Below are 17486 nucleotides of genomic sequence, written 5' to 3' on the forward strand. Positions count from 1 at the left end.
CTGATTCAATTGTTTTTCATCTATTTTGTCCTGGGACCGGTGCTGGGCATCAGCCGCATGACCTCGGCCGTTCTCGCCCTGAGCCTGTTCGAAGGCGCGTATGCTTCGGAAATCTTTCGAGCCGGCATTGTCTCGATCGGGCGCGGACAGTGGGAGGCGGCCTACAGCCTCGGGTTGAGCAACTTCGACACCTATTATTGTGTGGTCCTGCCCCAGGCCATTCGACGTATTTTGCCGCCGCTTACGAGCCAGGCCATTTCCCTGATCAAGGACTCAGCCCTGGTCAGCACCATCGCCATTTACGATTTGACCATGCAGGCCCAGGCCGTGATTGCGGAGACCTTTCTGACATTTGAGCTATGGTTCACCGTGGCAGGCATGTATCTGGCGGTCACCGTAACCCTGTCTTTCGTTGTCCATTGGATGGAGCACCGTTTCAAGGTGGTCACCTGAACCGGTGCCATGGAGATACCGCATGTCGAGCAAGGATAAAGACGGCTTTATCATTGTCGTGGAAAATATCAGCAAGACCTTCCCCAACGGTGTCAAAGCCGTGGTCGATTTTACGACCCGGATCAAACGCGGTGAAGTGGTGGTGGTGATCGGTCCGTCGGGCTCGGGCAAGTCAACCTTTCTGCGCTGTCTCAACGGACTGGAGGAAATCGACAGCGGCACAATTGTGATCGACGGGATTCCCCTGGACGACAACAAGAAAAACCGGCTGGAAATCCGCAAAGAGGTTGGCATGGTCTTTCAGCTGTTCAACCTGTTTCCCCACATGACCGTGCTGGAAAATGTCAATCTGGCCCAGCGGCGGGTACGCAAAAAGTCCAGGGAGGCGGCCACCGCCATGTCCATGGATTTGCTCAAAAAAGTGGGGATTACCGACAAGGCCGACAACTATCCCAACCAGCTCTCCGGCGGACAGCAGCAGCGGGTAGCCATCGCCCGGGCACTGGCCATGATGCCCAAAGTGATGCTGTTCGACGAGGCCACCAGCGCCCTGGATCCGGAAATGATCGGCGAGGTGCTGGACGTTATGAAGGATCTGGCCCGGGAGGGGATGACCATGATTTGCGTCACCCATGAAATGGGATTTGCCCGTGAAGTCAGCGACCGGGTCATCTTCATGGAAGACGGCAAAATCGTGGAGGTCGGCACGGCCGAACATTTCTTTACGGCCCCGGTGGAAGCGCGCACCAAGCTTTTCTTAAGCCAGATACTTTAGATCCTAAAAGTTGTTCATTGGCAATTTTTGATTGAGTTGCCTCACCACGAAGGGCACGAAGCACACGAAGAAAGACCAAAGTTACACATTTTTTATCTTTGTGCCCTTCGTGTTCTTCGTGGTTTGATTTCTTTTTCAACACCGGACTATCCGGAATTGGAAATGGATAGACGACTTGGGGAATTCCTGGCAGATAACCTGCCGTAACCTCTGTGAAGGCAGTAAATTATTGGCCACTCACAACATTAAACCAAAGGAGGAAAACATTATGCGTAAACTGACGGTATTAACGGTAGTCGTCGTGGTACTGGGTCTGGTTGCAAGTGCCTCGGCCGGAAAGCTGCAAACCCAGCTGACCCAGGAAAGCACCCTGGAGCAAATCATGAAGCGCGGCGTGATGCGCGTGGGCATGGATACGTTCGTTCCCTGGGCCATGAAAGACAAGACCGGCAAATTTGTGGGGTTTGAAATCGATGTCGCCACCCAGCTGGCCGAAGACATGGGCGTCAAAGTCGAATTCGTGCCCACCAAATGGGCGGGCATCATCCCGGCGCTGCTGACCGGCAAGTTCGACGTGTTGATCGGCGGCATGGGAATTCGGACCCAACGGGCCTTGAAAGTCAACTTCACCATCCCCTATGACTATTCGGGCATGTCCATGGTGGCCAGCAAGGCCAAGGCAGCCGGCTTCAGCTCGCTGGAGGATTTCAACAAACCGGAGGTCGAACTGGCGATCAAGATGGGGACCACCGCTGTGATGGCGGCCAAGAAATTCATGCCCAAGGCCAAACTGCGGCTGTTCGAGGACCAGGCCCAGGCCTACCAGGAGCTGCGCAACGGCAATGTGCACGCCGTGGTCGGTTCGGCCCCGCGGCCGGCCTTTGAAGCCGCCAACTACCCGGACACCCTCTTTCTGCCCATGAAAGAAAATTTCACCAAAGAGCCCATTGCGTTTGCGGTACGCAAGGGCGATTTCGACACCCTGACGTTTTTTAACGGCTGGATTCAGGTCAAGCGTGACACAGGCTGGCTTCAGGAAAAGCATCAATACTGGTTCGGAACCCGTGATTGGGCTCACCTGGTTGAATAATTACCCAACGGTTTCCAATCCGTAATCGGAACCCGTTGTCGTTCACTGGTTCAGGGTTAAGGGCTCAGGGTAAACACCTGAACACTCCCTTAAACAGTCAGAAATGAGATCTTTTTACGAGAGTGTTTAGTACTTGGTGTTTGGTCATTCAACAACTTTATTTGGCAGATAATATATGATGCCAAACACGACATACGAAACACCAAACATATGATAAGTTCGGCTTTTTACGAATTCATCAAACCCTGAACCTCTCAACCCATGAACCTGTGAACGTACAAAAGGGATTGATTGTGTACAAGCGCAAAATCCGCATAACCAAATTGGACGTTGTAGTGACCGCCCTGATCCTGCTGTTGGCGGGCTACATCGTCTACCGGTTGACCATGAAGCTCAACTATAAGTGGAACTGGTCGATCATTCCCCAATACCTGTTTTTTTTCGATGAAACCGAAGGCCGCTGGAAGGCCAACGTCTTGATGCAGGGGTTGTTCACCACCATCCGGTTAACCGTTTGGTCCACGCTGCTGGCCACCGTTTTCGGTTTCATCGCCGGCATTCTGCGCACCACCCCCCGACTGTTCAACCGCCTGGTGGGACGCAGCTATGTGGAGCTTATTCGCAACGTCCCCCCCCTGGTGCTGATATTTATTTTTTATTTTTTCGTCAGCGATCAGATCATGCCCCTGTTGGGGGTGGATGAGTTCATCCGTTCTCGCGGCCCTCAGACCCAGAAGATCCTTGCTTTTTTAGGCGCCTCCCCCGATCTGTTTACGGCCTTTCTGTCCGGCATGTTCACCATCGCGGTTTTCCAGGGTGCCTACATCACGGAGATCGTGCGCGCCGGCATTCAGTCGATCGACAGAGGCCAGTGGGAGGCATCCTATGCCCTGGGGCTTTCCTGGCGACAGCAGATGACCGATATCATCATGCCCCAGGCCCTTAAGCGCGTGCTGCCGCCTCTGGCCAACGAGTTTATCAACACCCTCAAATATTCGGCCATCGTGTCGGTGATTTCGATCCAGGAGCTCACCTTTCAGGCCATGCAGGTCATGGCCGCCACCTATGTGACCATCGAGGTATGGCTCACCGTCACCGTCATCTATCTGGTCATGTGCATGGCGCTCTCCTTCGGCGTCCAGTGGCTGGAACGGCGCTTGGCGCGCAGCGAAGCCTGATATGAACAAGCCCGCCATGCCTACCGTCCTTGAAGCCGCAGCCGTTCTGGATGTGGATCAAGGGCGGGTGATACCCGACGGCTATGTGCTGGTATGCCGTGATAAAATTCAATCCTGGGGCCCCCGGCATGATCGGCCGCCATTGCCGGCGGCGGCAACGGTTCTGTCCTTCCCCCGGCAAACCCTTCTGCCTGGCCTGATCAACAGCCACGCCCATTTGTGCATGCCATCCGGGGGGCACCCGTTTCACAAGGTACAATCCGATGAGATGGCCCTTCTCACGGCGGTCCGCAACATGCGCCGGGAGCTGGTCAGCGGTGTCACGACCGTGCGGGATTGCGGGGATCAGAACGGGGTGCTCTTTGCCCTGCGCCGGGCAGTCGAGGAGGGCATCCTGGACGGCCCCCGATTCTCCCTGTGCGGCCCACCCCTAACAGCCACCGGCGGTCATGCCCACTTTCTGGGAGGCGTCGCCGACGGCCCGGCTGAAATTGCCCGGGCGGTAAAGCAGCGAGTTGCCGGCGGCGCCGATTTTATCAAGCTGATCGGAACCGGCGGCGGCACACCCGGCTCACGACCTGCTCAGGCATCCTACAGCCGGCGGGAGCTTGCCGCGGCGGTGGAAGAAGCCCACCGGCTGGATGTCCCCGTGACGGTTCATTGCCGCGGTGTTCCGGGCATCGTCAATGCAATCGAGGCCGGAGTGGATCAAATCGAACATGCCTGTTTTGAACTGCCGGATGGCACGCTGCGTTTCGACCCCAAACTGGCCGGGCGCATGGGGCGGGACGGCATCGTGGTCACGCCCACCATTCAGCTGTACCGGGATGCCCGGGCCCATCTGCAAATGAAAGCCACCGCTGGCGATCTAAACGGGGACGAACGACAACGCTTGAACCGCCTGCCGGGGGTCATCGAATCCAAGCTGCAGGCGGTGAGGGGATTTTTGGATGCCGGCGTAGACCTGCTGGCCGGCAATGACGCCGGTCTGCCATACACCGGGTTTGGCCGCCTGTGGCAGGAATTGGAGGCGATGATGGCGGGCGGCATGACCGCCCTGCAGGCCATCACCGCCGCAACGGCAACCGCCGCCCGGGTGCTGCGGTTGGAAGACCACATCGGCTCGATCGGTTTGGGCAAACAGGCCGACCTGATGGTGGTTGACGGGGATCCGATCGAGGATATTTCAGCCCCGTCCCGGGTGCGGCTGGTTATGCGGGCGGGACGGATCGTCTTTGAGAAAATTGACCGCCGTGGGCGGCAACACCCATAAAATTTAATATCTGTCGGGCGGCAAAAAGAGAAGTGAGATTCGCAAGATCCCTCTCGGGAACAACCTCCACAAAATCCAACCCCACCAGGGAGCCTTTGCCGGAAAGTCCCCGCATCAAATTCAGCAATTGGTAGGTCAAAGAGGCCTGTCGAACGGCGGCCGGGGCATTCAGGGAGTCATATGCTTTTGCCACCGGGTAGGGGGACAGATAGGGCACACCGACGACGGCGATCCGGGCATCGACGGATTCGGCGGGGTCGTAGGCCGGAAATCCGGCGAAGGTGGTTGGCAAAGTCATGGAATGCGGCATGGGATACTCCTGATATTTTAGGTTTCAGGTGTCAGGTGCCAGGTGTCAGTTTCTGTATCGCAACTGAGTATTTATGATTGTTAGAATAGTAGGGTCGGCCACCATACCAACCTTGCGTGGTTCCGACTTGAAAACCGCAAATATCGAATAATGAATAATGAATGTCGAATATCGAAGGAATGTATTCTATCTTTTATAATAAAGATTGAGCAAAGCGAAGCCTTCCTTCGAAATTCTGCGGTTCGATATTCGATATTCTGCGGTTTGCTTTTCAATCAAGGGAGGTCGCGCGTCCCCCCGCCACCTCCAGCAGGGCATCCATCTCCCGCAAAACGTCAGGATCCAGCGGCTCGGGTTCGTGAGTATCGATTATCTCCAGCACTTTCGCCCGGGCCCGCTGCCGCAGGGTCGTTCCCCCTTCCGCCTGCCAGGCATCGTAGCCCTTGCGGCTGATCAACTCAGGAATCCAGATTTGATGCTGAAAATGGTCCCTGGTCTGGGGATGATCCAGGTATTGGCTGCCCGGACCGATGGCGGTGATCGTATCCACTGCCAGCGTTGCGGGCGTTACCGGAATTCCCTGCAAAAACCGCCGAATCTGGCTGACCATCTCGTTGCAGATGGTCAACAGCTCCAGCGAGGATGTCATCCCGCAGTCCAAATAGCCCAGGTCGTGAATAAGATTGTTTCCGGCCAGGGCCGACAGCATGAGTTTGCGCCCGGCTTCAAGGGTCGCCTGCTCGTCGAGGATGTTCGAATCGCTGCAGCCGCCATTGCCCCATGAGGGCAGTCGAAGGTAGCGAGCCACCTCGGCCTGGGCCAGATGGCCGAAATCCTGTTCGGGGGCGGCATAGGGTCTCAACCCCCTGGCCATATCCAGCACACCGAAGGCGGACCCCACAATTACGGGTGCACCAGGACCGGCCAGCTGGGCCACCACCAGTCCGGCCAGAAATTCAGCCAACGCCACCACCAGGGAGCCGGCCGGAAAAATCGGGGCCGTGGCGCCGGCGCTGGGACAGCCCGATGTCCAGATGCAGGGAATGCCGTTTTGGGCGCAATAACTCAGCTTTTGAAGGGATTCCGCGGGAAATCGCAGAGGGCTGATCGCCATTAGAAACACCGCCACAAAAGGCCGTTCGCGCAGGGTCGCCCTGTCCCCGGCCACCATTTCCATCATCCGGTGAATGTTGATCAGGCCATCCAGATCCCAGGCCGTCACAACAAGGGGTTTGGCAGTGTTGCGGACCATGGCAGAGAAATGAAAAAGATCCGCTACCTGTTCCGGCACGTCGCTGGCCAATCCGAAGCTCATACCGAAATCGAGCTCCGGCAAGGCGTCCACCACCCGGGCGGCCCGGGCCACATCGTCCAGCAGGGCCGGCCGTCGCTCTCCGCTGATGGGATCAAGGGTGTAAGGCGTATCGGAGCCGGGACCAAAATAAGTGTTGCGGTCCTGGAGGGCCAGTCGGGGCCGGCCGTTGCGATCGTGGACGAAGATTTGACGGGGAGCTTGCTGCAGGGCATCGGTCACCAGGGTAGCGGGGATCCGCACCCGTATATCATCTTCCACCCTGGCGCCGGCATCGGCCAGCAGGGCCACCGCTGCCGGATCGTGAAATTCACCGCCCACCCGCGCCAGCACCTCCAGGGCCGCTTCGTAGATGTGATCCAGCTGCTCCCGGGAAAGCAGGCTGAAGGAAGGGCGCTGCCACAAATAAAAGTCATTCTTTGCTGCTGTCATTGCAAAGATCCTTAACACATTTCTTAAAACTCAACATTTCTTGGTTTCAGGTTTCAGGTGTCAGGTGTCAGCGTTCAGGATCTGACAAGCAGAAATTCAGAGCTGTCAATCCTGACACCTGACACCTGACACCTGAAACCTGAAACCTTATAGCTGCAGCACCATCTCATCCAGGGAAACATTCGCCGCAACCAGGCCCATTTCCTGCTGGACCTCCAGGGCACTTTGCAGGCCGTCCATATCCAGGCGCGCATCGATTTCCCAGCGCGGTAGATCCCGCTGCAGGGCCCGCTCAAAAACCTCCGGGCTCACCCCGAACACCCGGCTGCCCAGCTCGATGGTCTGGCCGGGCCGATCCATAATCGACCGGCAGGATTGGCGGAAGGCTTGCATCAGCCGCCCGAGGAGATCCCTTGCGTGCGCCAGCCAGGCGTCGCTGGCCAGGATAATGCCCCACTGGTAATGGGGGTAGTGATTCCCCACCCGATCGATGACCCGCAACATACCCCTGTGTTCACCATGCGACAGCTGGGGTTCCGGCACAAAGGCGGCATCGATGCGCCCCTCGCCAAACAGATCCAGCTTTCCGTATTCTTCACCCAGGGGCGTTAATTTTACATCGTCGTCGGGATCAATATCGTGGAGATTGAGCATTTTACGGATAAAATAACTGTCACAGCTGCCCATGGACAAAATACCGATGCGGCTGCCGGCCAGATCGGCGGTGGTGGCAATATCAGGTCGGGCGGCCAGATAGTGGTCCAATTGCTGGATAACGCTGCTGCCGATAATTTTGGCTTTGAGACCCTGCTGATATGCGGCCACAAAGGGCGGCAGTCCCATTTCGCCGATGTGAATGCGGCCATCGCTGACCGCCTGCGCCAATTCCGGCCCCCCATAGGAATACCAGATCTCGAGATCGATCTCCTGTTCGGTAAAAAAGCCCTGATCGATTCCCCAGTACAAAGGAAACCGCTCGATCCAGAAAGAGGGGGCTCCCCAGACAACTTTTTGCATAACTGTCCTCATCAGGCTTGAAACTTAATGTCTTTTAGATGGCTTTCCGCGTAACTGCGGATCCGGACCAGTTCTTTCTGCACGCTTTCGGGCAATGCTGCCGGTTCGCGGCGGCGTAAAATATCCCGGGCCTTTTCCACCGCGCGGTCGGCCATATTCCGGCTCCCTTTATGCTGCCACGGGCCAACCGAATCCCGATTACACAGATCCGGATACCAGTGTTCAGACCTGAGCATCCGGACGGTCTGCCGGGCGGACAGGAAATTGCCCCCGGGACCGACCTGGTGAATGGTATCCAGCCCCAGATGCTCCTCGTCCAGTCTGAACCCGCGCATGAACCGTTTCGTATAGCTGATTATCTCGTCACAAATTACCAGGGCGGCGGGATGGCCGATCAATCCCTGCCCCATGTAGCCGACATCGTGGATCAGATTGGCACCGGACATGGCATTCAGCAAAATGGAGTCACCCCACTCCATTCCGGCCTGCACATCCAGGCAGTTGGCATCCGTAACACCGGCGGTTCCCCACATGGGAACACCGTAGTGGCGATACAAATCGGCACAGGCTGATAGGATCAGTCGATATTCAGGGCAGCCGTATATGCAGGTGGCTCGAACCATGTCCATCACGGCCATGCCGATGCCCGAGATGATGGGGGCCCCTTTGGATCGAAGCTGGTGCATGACGATGCCGCTCAAGGCCTCAGCATTGCCCATCGCCAGGGCACCCGCCAGGGTGATGGGCGCCGATGCGCCCGACATCATACCCGGAGCGTAGGTAACGGGAATGTGCCGATCGGCACAAAACAGCAGCTTGTTGACGGCGCCGTAGCTGTGAATCAACGGGCTTAGCGGCTCGGAATAGTGGATTAGAAAAGGCTTACGGCGCAGATGTTCCCTGCCGCCGGCAACCGCAGCGGCCATTTCCGCGATCAATTGGATATCTTCCAATCCCGCAGCGGTAAAAAAAATGGGTTTGGTCGAATGCTCGAGCTGGGATTTGAAGGAATCCAGGTAGAGAAGGTTGGGTGGCGAGTCGTTTGCCAGGGCATATGAGGCAATGAAATCAATTTCGGGCAGGGCATCTGCCAGGCGTGCCGCTGTTCGAACATCTTTCAATTCTGATTTTCTGAGTTGGCCGGTTTCCAGGTCATAGGTATGGGCCAGATCGGTGCCCAGGCCGAAATGGATCTGCCAGTCTTGGAGATGCAGGGCGGTCTCCCCCAAACGGTTGTAGATGACAATCGAAGCAGGCGCACTTTCGATGGCGGATTCCACCAGCCTGCCGGGGATCAGGACCCGATGCGTCCCCTTGAGCTCACAGCCGGCATCAGCCAGCATCTGCCGGGCTTCGTCATGGAGGACATCGACTCCCTCGGTTTCCAGTAGTTCAAGGGTGGCAGTGTGGATTGATTGGATCTGCTCGGTGGTCAGAAAGTGATAGGAAGGAAGACACGTGAATTTGGTTTCAACTGTCATGGGCATGCTTCCCTGGGCATATACTCTACCCTAAATAAGTAAAAAAGAGAATGTCGAAGGAATGAAGTCTGTCTATTTAAAAAGGCCGGAGCGTAGCGATTCCTTCCTTCGAAATTCTGTCCGCCTCCGGCGGAGATATTCGATATTCTGCGGTTTGATTTTTAATTAAGTATGGTCGGCCGAGCCCGGCGGTGATCGCCCAGAACGATTTCAGCGTTAAATCTTCTCTAAAGAAACTTTTCCTTCACCTGCGCCGCATATTGATCGACGTGGTCCTCCATGGCGGCCCGGGCTTTTTGGGCGTCTTTTTGCTCCAGGGCCTTTAGCACCGCGTAAAGGTTTTGGGCCTGATGGGCAAATCCGATGGCGTCCAGGCCTACATGAAACCAGAGCCTGAGCATGACGATATGCAGGTCCTGGAGGATTTTGGTCAGCTTCTGATTGCCGGCCGCCTGGTAGAGCAGGCTGTGGAACCGGGTGTCGAAATATTCCGTGATGTTGGCAACATCGTGGGCAGGGGCGGTTTCGGTTTCAGCCTCGCGGATAATGGTGCGCAGCTCTTCCAATTGCTCGGGGGTGATCCGCTGGGCTGCGAGGAACCCGGCATAGCCCTCCAATTCCCGTCGCAACTCCACCAGGTCGCGCACTTCGAAAATATCCAGGGTGGTCACCATGTAACCCAGGCGGGGCAGCGGCTTGATCAGGTTTTCCTCCTGGAGACGGAAAAGGATTTCCCGCAGCGGCGAGCGGCCGATGGCCAGCTGAGCCATCAAATCTTTTTCATTCAGAATTTCACCGGGAGCGACGCCGTTGGTCACGATTTGCACCCGCAATTCTTCATAGGCCTCTTCTTTGTTCATCGTCCATTTCCCCGAACATGGCGCCCTGACACGGCACCTGTTTTACCGATGGTGTCTATGATAGCTGACTCATCCTGGATGTCAATAAAAAATATCATTAATGGCTTGACAAAAATATTATAAATATTTTAAAAATCAAGCCAGGTCAAATTCGACAAAAAGGCCACGCAGACATGCAAACACAAAGGTATCTGTCTTCTATTTATTATCTTTGGGTCTCAATGTCTTGGTGGCGAAATTATTTACGGGGGAACAAAAAATGCCCCAGGCAGATGCTTCCATCATCAATCCGGATGTGGCTGCCATCCCCATGAGCCAGCGGGAGGCCATCTGGAAAGCGATGCTGGGCCGGAATGATCTGGCCAATCTGGCGTCGGGCAATCCCGATATGATCATGCCCGCATCGGTTCGCGAAGCCATGCAGCATCACGTGGCCGAAGGGTATGCCCGGTACACCGACTATTATGGATTCAGGGAGTTGCGCGAAGGCATCGGCTGCATGCTGGAACGGGACTGGTCGCTTTCCATCGATGCGGAAGACGCAATCATCGTCACCTGCGGCGTTCAGGAAGGCCTTTATATCGTCATGCGGTCTATTCTCAAACCGGGCGACGAGGTGATCATCCCCAGTCCCCATTACGGCACCTATTATCAGAATACGATCGTTTGCGGGGCCCGACCCGTCCTGGTCCCCCTGGAAGAATCCGATGGATTTGTGCCCGACGTCGAGCGGCTGGAGGCGGCTGTGACATCTAAAAGCCGCGCCATCGTGTTTTGCAACCCCAGCAATCCCCTGGGCGTGGTCTGGTCGCATGAGACCCTGAAATCCCTGGCCGATTTTGCCCGGTCCCACGACCTGCTGGTACTGGTGGATGAAATCTACCGGGACTATACTTTTAACGGTGAGCCGCTCAGCATTGGATCACTTCCGGGTATGGCCCGGCGGACCTTCACCTTCGGCGGATTTTCCAAATCCCATCTCATGATGGGCCTCAGAATCGGTTTTGTAGCCGGGCCGATGGCCTTGATGCAGGCCATCAAGAAACTGCATTATTGCGTCGTGCTGTGCCCGTCGGTAACCAGTCAAGCGGCTGCCCTGGCGGCGCTAAACTGCACCGAGGCTGAACTCGCCCCTATTCGCCGTCATTTTGCCGCCCAGCTGGACCGTCTCTATCGTCATGTTGCCGCACTTCCCGGCGTCAGCTGCGTGGCGCCGGGAGGAAGCTTTTACGTGTTTCCCAACTTCAGCCGCTACGGCGCAGATGCCATGGCGTTTGCCATCCGCCTGATCGAGGAAGCGGGGGTGGTGACGCTGCCGGGGACTGAATTCGGGGAGCTGGGGCAGGGCTATCTGCGGCTGTCGGTATGCGCCAATGAATCAGAAGTATCCGAAGGCATCCGGCGGCTGGAAACGTTTATTCACGATCAGCAAGGATAGCACTTCAATTTAATAATTTTTAAATAATCTAACCACAGAGGCACAGAGAACACGGAGATATATTGTTTTTCGTTTGCCGGGAGACGACGGCAAACGAAAAGGATCAACGCTGAAGTATCAGATTGATTTTAGTACTCTGACGGCAACAATTATCATTTTTGCTGGATGTTTTTCGCCCATCGACGTCTCCCGATGGGCGAAAAGAAAAATTGCCTCTGTGCTCTCCGTGTCTCTGTGGTGAAAAATCTGCCGTTAAAGGAAATATATTATGGCACCTATAATTGATCAAAATCTCTGCCATTGTTGCGGCATCTGTTACGATATCTGCCCCCAGGACATCTTCGGCTTTCAGGAAAATGAGATCCCGACCGTCGACTATCCTGAAGAATGCTGGTATTGCGGGGCGTGCGTTCTGGACTGCCCCGTTGAGGCCGTTCGCTTGCGGCTGCCGCTGCCAATGCGCATCGTGCCCTCCCCTGCCAACTACGGTGAACCCGGCGCAGGCCAAGCGGCTGAACTGCGCAAAGCCGCCGCGTTTTCACGCTCGGTCACTGAGTCCTAGAACAGGAGAACAAAATGTCCAAACTCAAGGTCATCGAACATACCTGCGATATCTGTGTGGTGGGCGGCGGACTGGCCGGATGCATGGCCGCTATCCGGGCCGGGGAGCTCAATGAGCGTGTGATTCTGGTGGACAAGTCCAACCCGGAGCGCTCCGGCTGCACCGCCACGGGCACCGACCACATCTGGGCCTATTTTCCCGAGGTCCAAAAGGCCGAAGGGGTCAGCCTGGATGATCTGGTAGAGGACCACGTCCAAAACCTGGCCAAAGGCCTGATCAACAGGGACATCATTGACTACATCGCGGCCACGTCCTACGACCGTATCCTGGACCTGGAGCGCTTCGGCATGAAGATGCGTTATGATGATTCCACCCTGCCGGGCAATTTCCGGCTGCAGTATCAGCTTCACAACTGCCGCAACACCCTGCACTTCGACGGCCGCGATGTCAAGCGCGTCCTCACCGAGCAGGTGCGCAAGCGCGGGGTCATTGTTGCAGGTCGGGTGATGATCAACGATCTGCTGGTCCATGACGGCCAGATCGCCGGCGCGGTGGGGTACGGCACCCGGGACGGACATTTGCATGTCTTTCGGGCCAAAGCCGTCATTATGGCGGCCGGTCGGCCGAATCGCCTCTATAAAACCTATTCGGGCCTCGTTTTCAATACGCGCATGCCGCCGGCCCTGACCGGCGACGGCAAGGCCGCCATGTTCAGGGCCGGGGTCGAATTGATTAACATGGAATTCGTTTCCATCCCCGGGCGCTGGTCCTCCAAAAACCTGGTGCGCGGCGGCGGTCTGCCCGGCGGATCATACCAGCCCTGCGGCATCGGCCTCAATGGTCACGACGAAGTGATTCGACCCCGCAACCACGAAATGGGACCGTGGCAGGGTCCGTCCACGCCCTTCGGCACCGACAAGACCTTCATGGGTGAATTGAAAGCCGGACGCGGACCCATCTATGCCGATATGTCCTGGGGCAGCGAGGAGGACCAGGCTTATATGCATTGGGCCATCGCCAACGAGGGCTCGGGCTCCAGTTTTCACCATTTAAACCGGGAATACGACATCGATTTCCGCAAACATAAGATCGAGCTGTGGCCCCTGGAGCCTGAACATTCGGCGGCCGCAGCCGGCGGTCCCATCGTGGACGGCCAATGCCGGACTTCCCTGCCGGGTTTGTTCGCCGCCGGGGATGAAGCCGGCGGCATCCCCCAGAGCGTGGTGCCGGGAGCCCTGACCATGGGCTATTTAGCCGGCGAATCAGCCGCGGAGTTCGCCTGTCAGATGACCCACACGCCTCAGGGTGGCAATTTCGATGCCCTCATGGCATTTTGCAGCCAGATCAATTCCAGGAAACATGGCGATCCCTGGCAGGAAGCCCAGAGCTTTATCCACAACGTCATGAGCGACTACAACATCGCCTATCGTTCCGGAACCATGGCCCGGCGGGGTTTCGATTCATTATCCTATTTAAAGCAGAACATGCGCCTGACAGCTGCCAACCCCCACGAAATGACCCATTGTCTGGAAATGCGCAACCTGATCGAGTGCGGTGAAATCATCTTCCGCAGCACCATCGAGCGTCGTGAGAGCCGTTATCGGATCTTCACCCGCCTCGACTATCCCGAACGCGACGATGCCAACTGGTTCTGCTTTCTGGGCCAGCGCCTCGACGGCGACCGGGTGGTGTTTGAAAAGCATAAACCCTGAGGGAGATTGCGGACTTTGGATTGCAGTATTATCAACAGAACAGCGACTCGTCATGGCCGACTGATCGCGGCTGGAAACTGCTCCCACACCTTCATTATTGTACTGTGGGAGCGGCTTCCAGCCGCGATGGCAGCGAAAGCATTTCCTGACGGGTATGTTATCGGAATTCATCGAAAGTCGGATTGCATATGTAAAAATTGAACTCAAAGGAGTAGATACAAGGAGGAAAACCATGTCATTGGACCAATTGAGCCAACTTGTAGAAAAGGGCGAGAAAGAAGAATGCGAGGATCTGGCCCGCCAACTGCTGGCGGACAGAACCGATCCTGTGGAAATATTGGACAGGCTGACCCAGACCATGCAGCGGGTCGGCCAACTGTTCGCCAACCTGGATATATTCCTGCCCGAGGTCATGCTGGCCGGCGAGGCCCTGACCGCCGTTGTGGATATTGTCAAGCCCGAGTTGAAGACCACCGATCGCGTTCTGGCCAAAGGCAAGGTGGTCATCGGTGTTGTCAAAGGGGACCTGCATGAAATCGGCAAAAATATCGTCAAACTGATGCTGGAGACCAACGGTTTTGAAGTCAGGGATCTGGGCTATGATGTGGATTCCCTGGACTTTATCAAGGCCGCCGAGGAAATGGAAGCCGATTTCATCGGCATTTCTTCTTTGATGACCACCACCATGCCGCGCCAGAAGGAAATCATCGAATTTCTGAAAGATAAGGGTCTGCGGGATAAGTACAAGGTGATCATCGGCGGCGCCCCCACCTCCCAGATGTGGGCGGACAGGATCGGGGCTGATCTTTATTGTGAAGACGCCAATTGCGCCGCCGATAAGATGGCGGCTTTAATCGGGTAGAGATTGGTTTCAGGTTTCAGTGTTCAGGTGTCAGGAACGGCGCAGATCTGCGTTTCAGCCTCGATTCAGATGCTCAGATGTTCAGCCTGAAACCTGACACCTGACACCTGAAACCTTTTCTTAAACCTGACACCTGAAACCTGAAACCTTGATATTGCTGAGGGAGGAAAAAATGACCACCGCTTATCGCATATGGGAAATGATGGAACGGTCCAAAACCGGTCCCCACATTGATGAAGATGATTTTTTGCCCAAACTGTTTACCCCGACGTTGAAAAAGCTGATCAAACAGTACGAAATTAAATATGACCCCACAACGCCGGTGCCGGCCGACGACGATATGGCGGACCGTATCTGGCAGGCGGGCTGGGATCTTTTCCGGGAAGTCGGTGTCTACAACACCGATTCGCATCGCATCATCCAGGTCACCGATGAAGAGATCAAAGAAGCTCTGTACCTGGCCAGGGGTCAGTACTGGGTGGGCGAAGGCAAAGACGCCAAACTGTTCAAACACCGCCAGGTCGAGGACACCGAGCCGCCGTTTTGCATTTTCAGCCCGGATATCACCGTTGACGAGCATCTGCATCATTCCATGTGCGCCGCCTATCTGAAAGAGCCGTTTTTGGACGGGTTTTGTGCCCCGATCCTGGAAGATGCGGTCGGCCAACTGATCGAATCCGGTGGCCCCACTGAAATTAGCGGTTGCATCCAGCACATCTACAACATGCGGCTGGCTGCCAAACAGGTGGGACGTCCCGGCACTTTTTTTGTGGCAGTGGGCACGGCCGAGCATGATGCCGGCCAGATCGCCGTCTCCAACAACGACTGGGGTGTGCGTACCACCGATGCCCGCCTGGTGGGATCGCTGACCGAATTCAAAACGGCCGATACCCTGCTCAACCGCTCGGTGCACTATGCCCAGTACGGCTGCTACACCGGCAACCTGACAGGTCCCATTTACGGCGGCTGGTGCGGCGGGTCCGAAGGCGTAGCCGTCACCCTCGTGGCCTATAGCCTCAAGGGGCTTTTGATCCATGGTGCCATCTTCAACCAGCACTTTCCCTTCCATCTCAACTACGGTTCGAATACCACCCGGGAGCTGCTGTGGCCCATTGCCATGGCAGGCCAGGCCATGGCACGCAACAGCAAACTGCTGTATACCTCAAATGGGTTTGCCAATTCCGGCCCCATGACCGAAATGCTCTTCAGAGAGACCGCCTGTCATGCCCTGGTGAGCACCGTCTGCGGCTGGCATCTGTGGGAGATGGCCTCCACCCGCAACAAGTACCGCAACCGCGCCACCCCCATGGAGGCCCGTTTGGGGGTAGAGGTCGGTCACGCCGTGGCCAACATGGGCATGACGCGAGAGCAGGCCAACGCAATCGCCTTGAAGCTGCTGGCCACCTATGAAGATCAGGCCGCCACCGCGGGCAAGGGCAAGGAATATCAGGAATGCTACGACGTTCATAAAGCCCTGCCCACCCGGGAGCATTACGACATGTACCGCAGGGTCAAAGACGAGATTGCCGCCATGGGCGTGGAATTTCCATTTTAATACGAATATGCATGAGCCGGTGATTAAACGGAAACCGGATTAACGAGTAAAAAGAGGTGAAAATAATGACTCTTGAGGGTAATAGAGGGCTGTAAAATGGATGACACACAGATCGGCAGCAGGTTCAGAGAGCTTCTGTCAGGCAAATCAACCAGCCGCCCCCTGGTCTGGATGTGGGGCGCCGTCCCTTCGTTTGCGGTTCAACATGCCGGCTATCCGACGGCCGCCGCCTACAACGATCCTCAAAAGGCCTTTGACGCCCAGATCGAAGCCATCGCCCAATTCGGCGAAGACGGCATTCCGCGCATGGCCGTGGGCGGTGCCTCGGACGTTACCTGGGCATTTGGCGGAGAAATCAAATGGCCGGAAGGGGAGTACGATATGGCCCCCATCGCGAAGCGCCACCCGGCGAATTCCGAAGAAGACGTCGAATCGCTGTTGATGCCGGAGGATATTGCCGCTGCCGGTCCCCTGCCCATTTATCTGGACTTTGCCCGGCGCTGCCACAAAAATAATCTGCCGGTCTTTCCCTTTATTACGTCACCCATCGAGGGTGCCCGCAGCCTGTGCGGACCCGAGTTGTTGATGCGCTGGATGATCAAACAGCCCGATCTGGTGCACCGGCTGCTGCGGATGGCCACGGACTACAGTGTGGCGGTGGTGCGTTTGTTTGCCAGCACCTTCCCGCCTGAAGACATGTTGACCTACCTGGCGGCACCCACGGCTTCCAACCAGATGCTCTCCCCCAAATTCTTTGAAACCTTTGTGCTGCCCTACCAGCAAGAGCTGCACGAAGAAATCCTGCGAACCGGTATTCGACACATCTATTGCCACATCTGCGGAGAGCATAACCGCAATCTGCCCCTGTGGCAGCAGATCCCCATGGGAGACCCGGGTGTTGTCAGCTTCGGCCATGAGGTGTCCATCGAAACAGCCGTCGCGTTTTTCGGCCAGGATTGTATCATCGCCGGCAACATCGAGCCGGCGGTTATCCACATGGGCCAGCCCGATGAAGTCTACCGCCTGTGCATGGAGGCTTTGAACCAGGGCAGCAAGGCGCCACGCGGCTTCATCCTGATGCCCGGTTGCGGTATCCCACCCGGGGTTCCGGCCGAAAATCTTTTGATGATGAAAAAAGCGGTGGCTGATTATTTTAAGGAAGACGGAATCGGATAA

General features: G+C 56.4%; 16 protein-coding genes. 11 read left to right on the plus strand and 5 right to left on the minus strand.

Annotated features, from left to right (window positions below):
- The 5 genes from ACZCED_RS22735 to ACZCED_RS22755 form a co-directional block, all read left to right on the plus strand.
- The coding region (locus ACZCED_RS22735) for an amino acid ABC transporter permease (RefSeq protein WP_464861817.1) at window positions 1–453 on the plus strand (453 nt) is incomplete at its 5' end.
- A gap of 22 nt (window positions 454–475) precedes the next feature.
- A complete protein-coding gene (locus tag ACZCED_RS22740; protein ID WP_464861818.1) occupies window positions 476–1228 on the plus strand; it encodes an amino acid ABC transporter ATP-binding protein in 753 nt (250 codons plus the stop codon).
- Between the two features lie 268 nt (window positions 1229–1496).
- Window positions 1497–2318 carry a transporter substrate-binding domain-containing protein gene (locus tag ACZCED_RS22745; RefSeq protein WP_464861819.1) on the plus strand — a complete coding sequence of 274 codons (822 nt, stop codon included), beginning with the start codon at window positions 1497–1499 and terminating at the stop codon, window positions 2316–2318.
- Window positions 2319–2653: 335 nt separating this feature from the next.
- Window positions 2654–3496 carry an amino acid ABC transporter permease gene (locus ACZCED_RS22750; protein ID WP_464861820.1) on the plus strand — a complete coding sequence of 281 codons (843 nt, stop codon included), beginning with the start codon at window positions 2654–2656 and terminating at the stop codon, window positions 3494–3496.
- 1 nt (window position 3497) lies between these two features.
- Window positions 3498–4769, plus strand: coding sequence for a metal-dependent hydrolase family protein (locus ACZCED_RS22755; protein ID WP_464861821.1), 1272 nt, complete (start codon window positions 3498–3500; stop codon window positions 4767–4769).
- On the opposite strand, the gene ACZCED_RS22760 is transcribed toward ACZCED_RS22755, so the two are convergent.
- The 5 genes from ACZCED_RS22760 to ACZCED_RS22780 all read right to left on the minus strand — a co-directional run bounded on the left by ACZCED_RS22760 (window position 4708) and on the right by ACZCED_RS22780 (window position 10181).
- The gene (locus tag ACZCED_RS22760; RefSeq protein ID WP_464861822.1) at window positions 4708–5079 is read right to left on the minus strand and encodes an arginase family protein; all 372 of its coding nucleotides are present in this window, start codon (window positions 5077–5079) and stop codon (window positions 4708–4710) included. The two genes, ACZCED_RS22755 and ACZCED_RS22760, sit on opposite strands and share 62 nt — an antisense overlap.
- Window positions 5080–5350: 271 nt before the next feature.
- Window positions 5351–6823, minus strand: a complete 1473-nt coding sequence (locus ACZCED_RS22765) for a trimethylamine methyltransferase family protein (RefSeq protein WP_464861823.1) — start codon at window positions 6821–6823, stop codon at window positions 5351–5353.
- A gap of 147 nt (window positions 6824–6970) precedes the next feature.
- A complete protein-coding gene (locus tag ACZCED_RS22770; protein ID WP_464861824.1) occupies window positions 6971–7840 on the minus strand; it encodes an ABC transporter substrate-binding protein in 870 nt (289 codons plus the stop codon).
- Window positions 7841–7851: 11 nt separating this feature from the next.
- On the minus strand, window positions 7852–9321 hold the full coding sequence (locus tag ACZCED_RS22775; RefSeq protein ID WP_464861825.1) for a trimethylamine methyltransferase family protein: 1470 nt from the start codon (window positions 9319–9321) through the stop codon (window positions 7852–7854).
- Window positions 9322–9548: 227 nt separating this feature from the next.
- Window positions 9549–10181: a GntR family transcriptional regulator gene (locus tag ACZCED_RS22780; RefSeq protein WP_464861826.1), complete on the minus strand. Its 633-nt coding sequence runs from the start codon at window positions 10179–10181 to the stop codon at window positions 9549–9551.
- 259 nt (window positions 10182–10440) lie between these two features.
- Here ACZCED_RS22780 and ACZCED_RS22785 point away from each other — a divergent pair, with 259 nt between their 5' ends.
- The 6 genes from ACZCED_RS22785 to ACZCED_RS22810 all read left to right on the plus strand — a co-directional run bounded on the left by ACZCED_RS22785 (window position 10441) and on the right by ACZCED_RS22810 (window position 17486).
- Window positions 10441–11619, plus strand: a complete 1179-nt coding sequence (locus ACZCED_RS22785) for a pyridoxal phosphate-dependent aminotransferase (RefSeq protein WP_464861827.1) — start codon at window positions 10441–10443, stop codon at window positions 11617–11619.
- A gap of 268 nt (window positions 11620–11887) precedes the next feature.
- Window positions 11888–12181, plus strand: coding sequence for a 4Fe-4S dicluster domain-containing protein (locus ACZCED_RS22790; RefSeq protein ID WP_464861828.1), 294 nt, complete (start codon window positions 11888–11890; stop codon window positions 12179–12181).
- 14 nt (window positions 12182–12195) lie between these two features.
- Entirely contained in the window at window positions 12196–13893 is a 1698-nt protein-coding gene (locus ACZCED_RS22795) for an FAD-dependent oxidoreductase (RefSeq protein WP_464861829.1), read from the plus strand.
- 232 nt (window positions 13894–14125) lie between these two features.
- Window positions 14126–14755, plus strand: a complete 630-nt coding sequence (locus ACZCED_RS22800; RefSeq protein WP_464861830.1) for a cobalamin B12-binding domain-containing protein — start codon at window positions 14126–14128, stop codon at window positions 14753–14755.
- 172 nt (window positions 14756–14927) lie between these two features.
- Window positions 14928–16310 carry a monomethylamine:corrinoid methyltransferase gene (locus ACZCED_RS22805; protein ID WP_464861831.1) on the plus strand — a complete coding sequence of 461 codons (1383 nt, stop codon included), beginning with the start codon at window positions 14928–14930 and terminating at the stop codon, window positions 16308–16310.
- Window positions 16311–16406: 96 nt separating this feature from the next.
- A complete protein-coding gene (locus tag ACZCED_RS22810) occupies window positions 16407–17486 on the plus strand; it encodes a uroporphyrinogen decarboxylase family protein (RefSeq protein WP_464861832.1) in 1080 nt (359 codons plus the stop codon).

Source organism: Desulfosarcina sp., assembly GCF_055467485.1.

Excerpts from the sequence above, each read along its gene's own strand:
- ACZCED_RS22785 (WP_464861827.1), top strand. The coding sequence starts at position 10,441 with ATGCCCCAGGCAGATGCTTCCATCATCAATCCGGATGTGGCTGCCATC.
- ACZCED_RS22770 (WP_464861824.1), bottom strand. The coding sequence starts at position 7,840 with ATGCAAAAAGTTGTCTGGGGAGCCCCCTCTTTCTGGATCGAGCGGTTT.
- ACZCED_RS22795 (WP_464861829.1), top strand. The coding sequence starts at position 12,196 with ATGTCCAAACTCAAGGTCATCGAACATACCTGCGATATCTGTGTGGTG.
- ACZCED_RS22745 (WP_464861819.1), top strand. The coding sequence starts at position 1,497 with ATGCGTAAACTGACGGTATTAACGGTAGTCGTCGTGGTACTGGGTCTG.
- ACZCED_RS22775 (WP_464861825.1), bottom strand. The coding sequence starts at position 9,321 with ATGACAGTTGAAACCAAATTCACGTGTCTTCCTTCCTATCACTTTCTG.
- ACZCED_RS22755 (WP_464861821.1), top strand. The coding sequence starts at position 3,498 with ATGAACAAGCCCGCCATGCCTACCGTCCTTGAAGCCGCAGCCGTTCTG.
- ACZCED_RS22760 (WP_464861822.1), bottom strand. The coding sequence starts at position 5,079 with ATGCCGCATTCCATGACTTTGCCAACCACCTTCGCCGGATTTCCGGCC.
- ACZCED_RS22810 (WP_464861832.1), top strand. The coding sequence starts at position 16,407 with ATGGATGACACACAGATCGGCAGCAGGTTCAGAGAGCTTCTGTCAGGC.
- ACZCED_RS22780 (WP_464861826.1), bottom strand. The coding sequence starts at position 10,181 with ATGAACAAAGAAGAGGCCTATGAAGAATTGCGGGTGCAAATCGTGACC.
- ACZCED_RS22805 (WP_464861831.1), top strand. The coding sequence starts at position 14,928 with ATGACCACCGCTTATCGCATATGGGAAATGATGGAACGGTCCAAAACC.
- ACZCED_RS22740 (WP_464861818.1), top strand. The coding sequence starts at position 476 with ATGTCGAGCAAGGATAAAGACGGCTTTATCATTGTCGTGGAAAATATC.
- ACZCED_RS22765 (WP_464861823.1), bottom strand. The coding sequence starts at position 6,823 with ATGACAGCAGCAAAGAATGACTTTTATTTGTGGCAGCGCCCTTCCTTC.
- ACZCED_RS22790 (WP_464861828.1), top strand. The coding sequence starts at position 11,888 with ATGGCACCTATAATTGATCAAAATCTCTGCCATTGTTGCGGCATCTGT.
- ACZCED_RS22800 (WP_464861830.1), top strand. The coding sequence starts at position 14,126 with ATGTCATTGGACCAATTGAGCCAACTTGTAGAAAAGGGCGAGAAAGAA.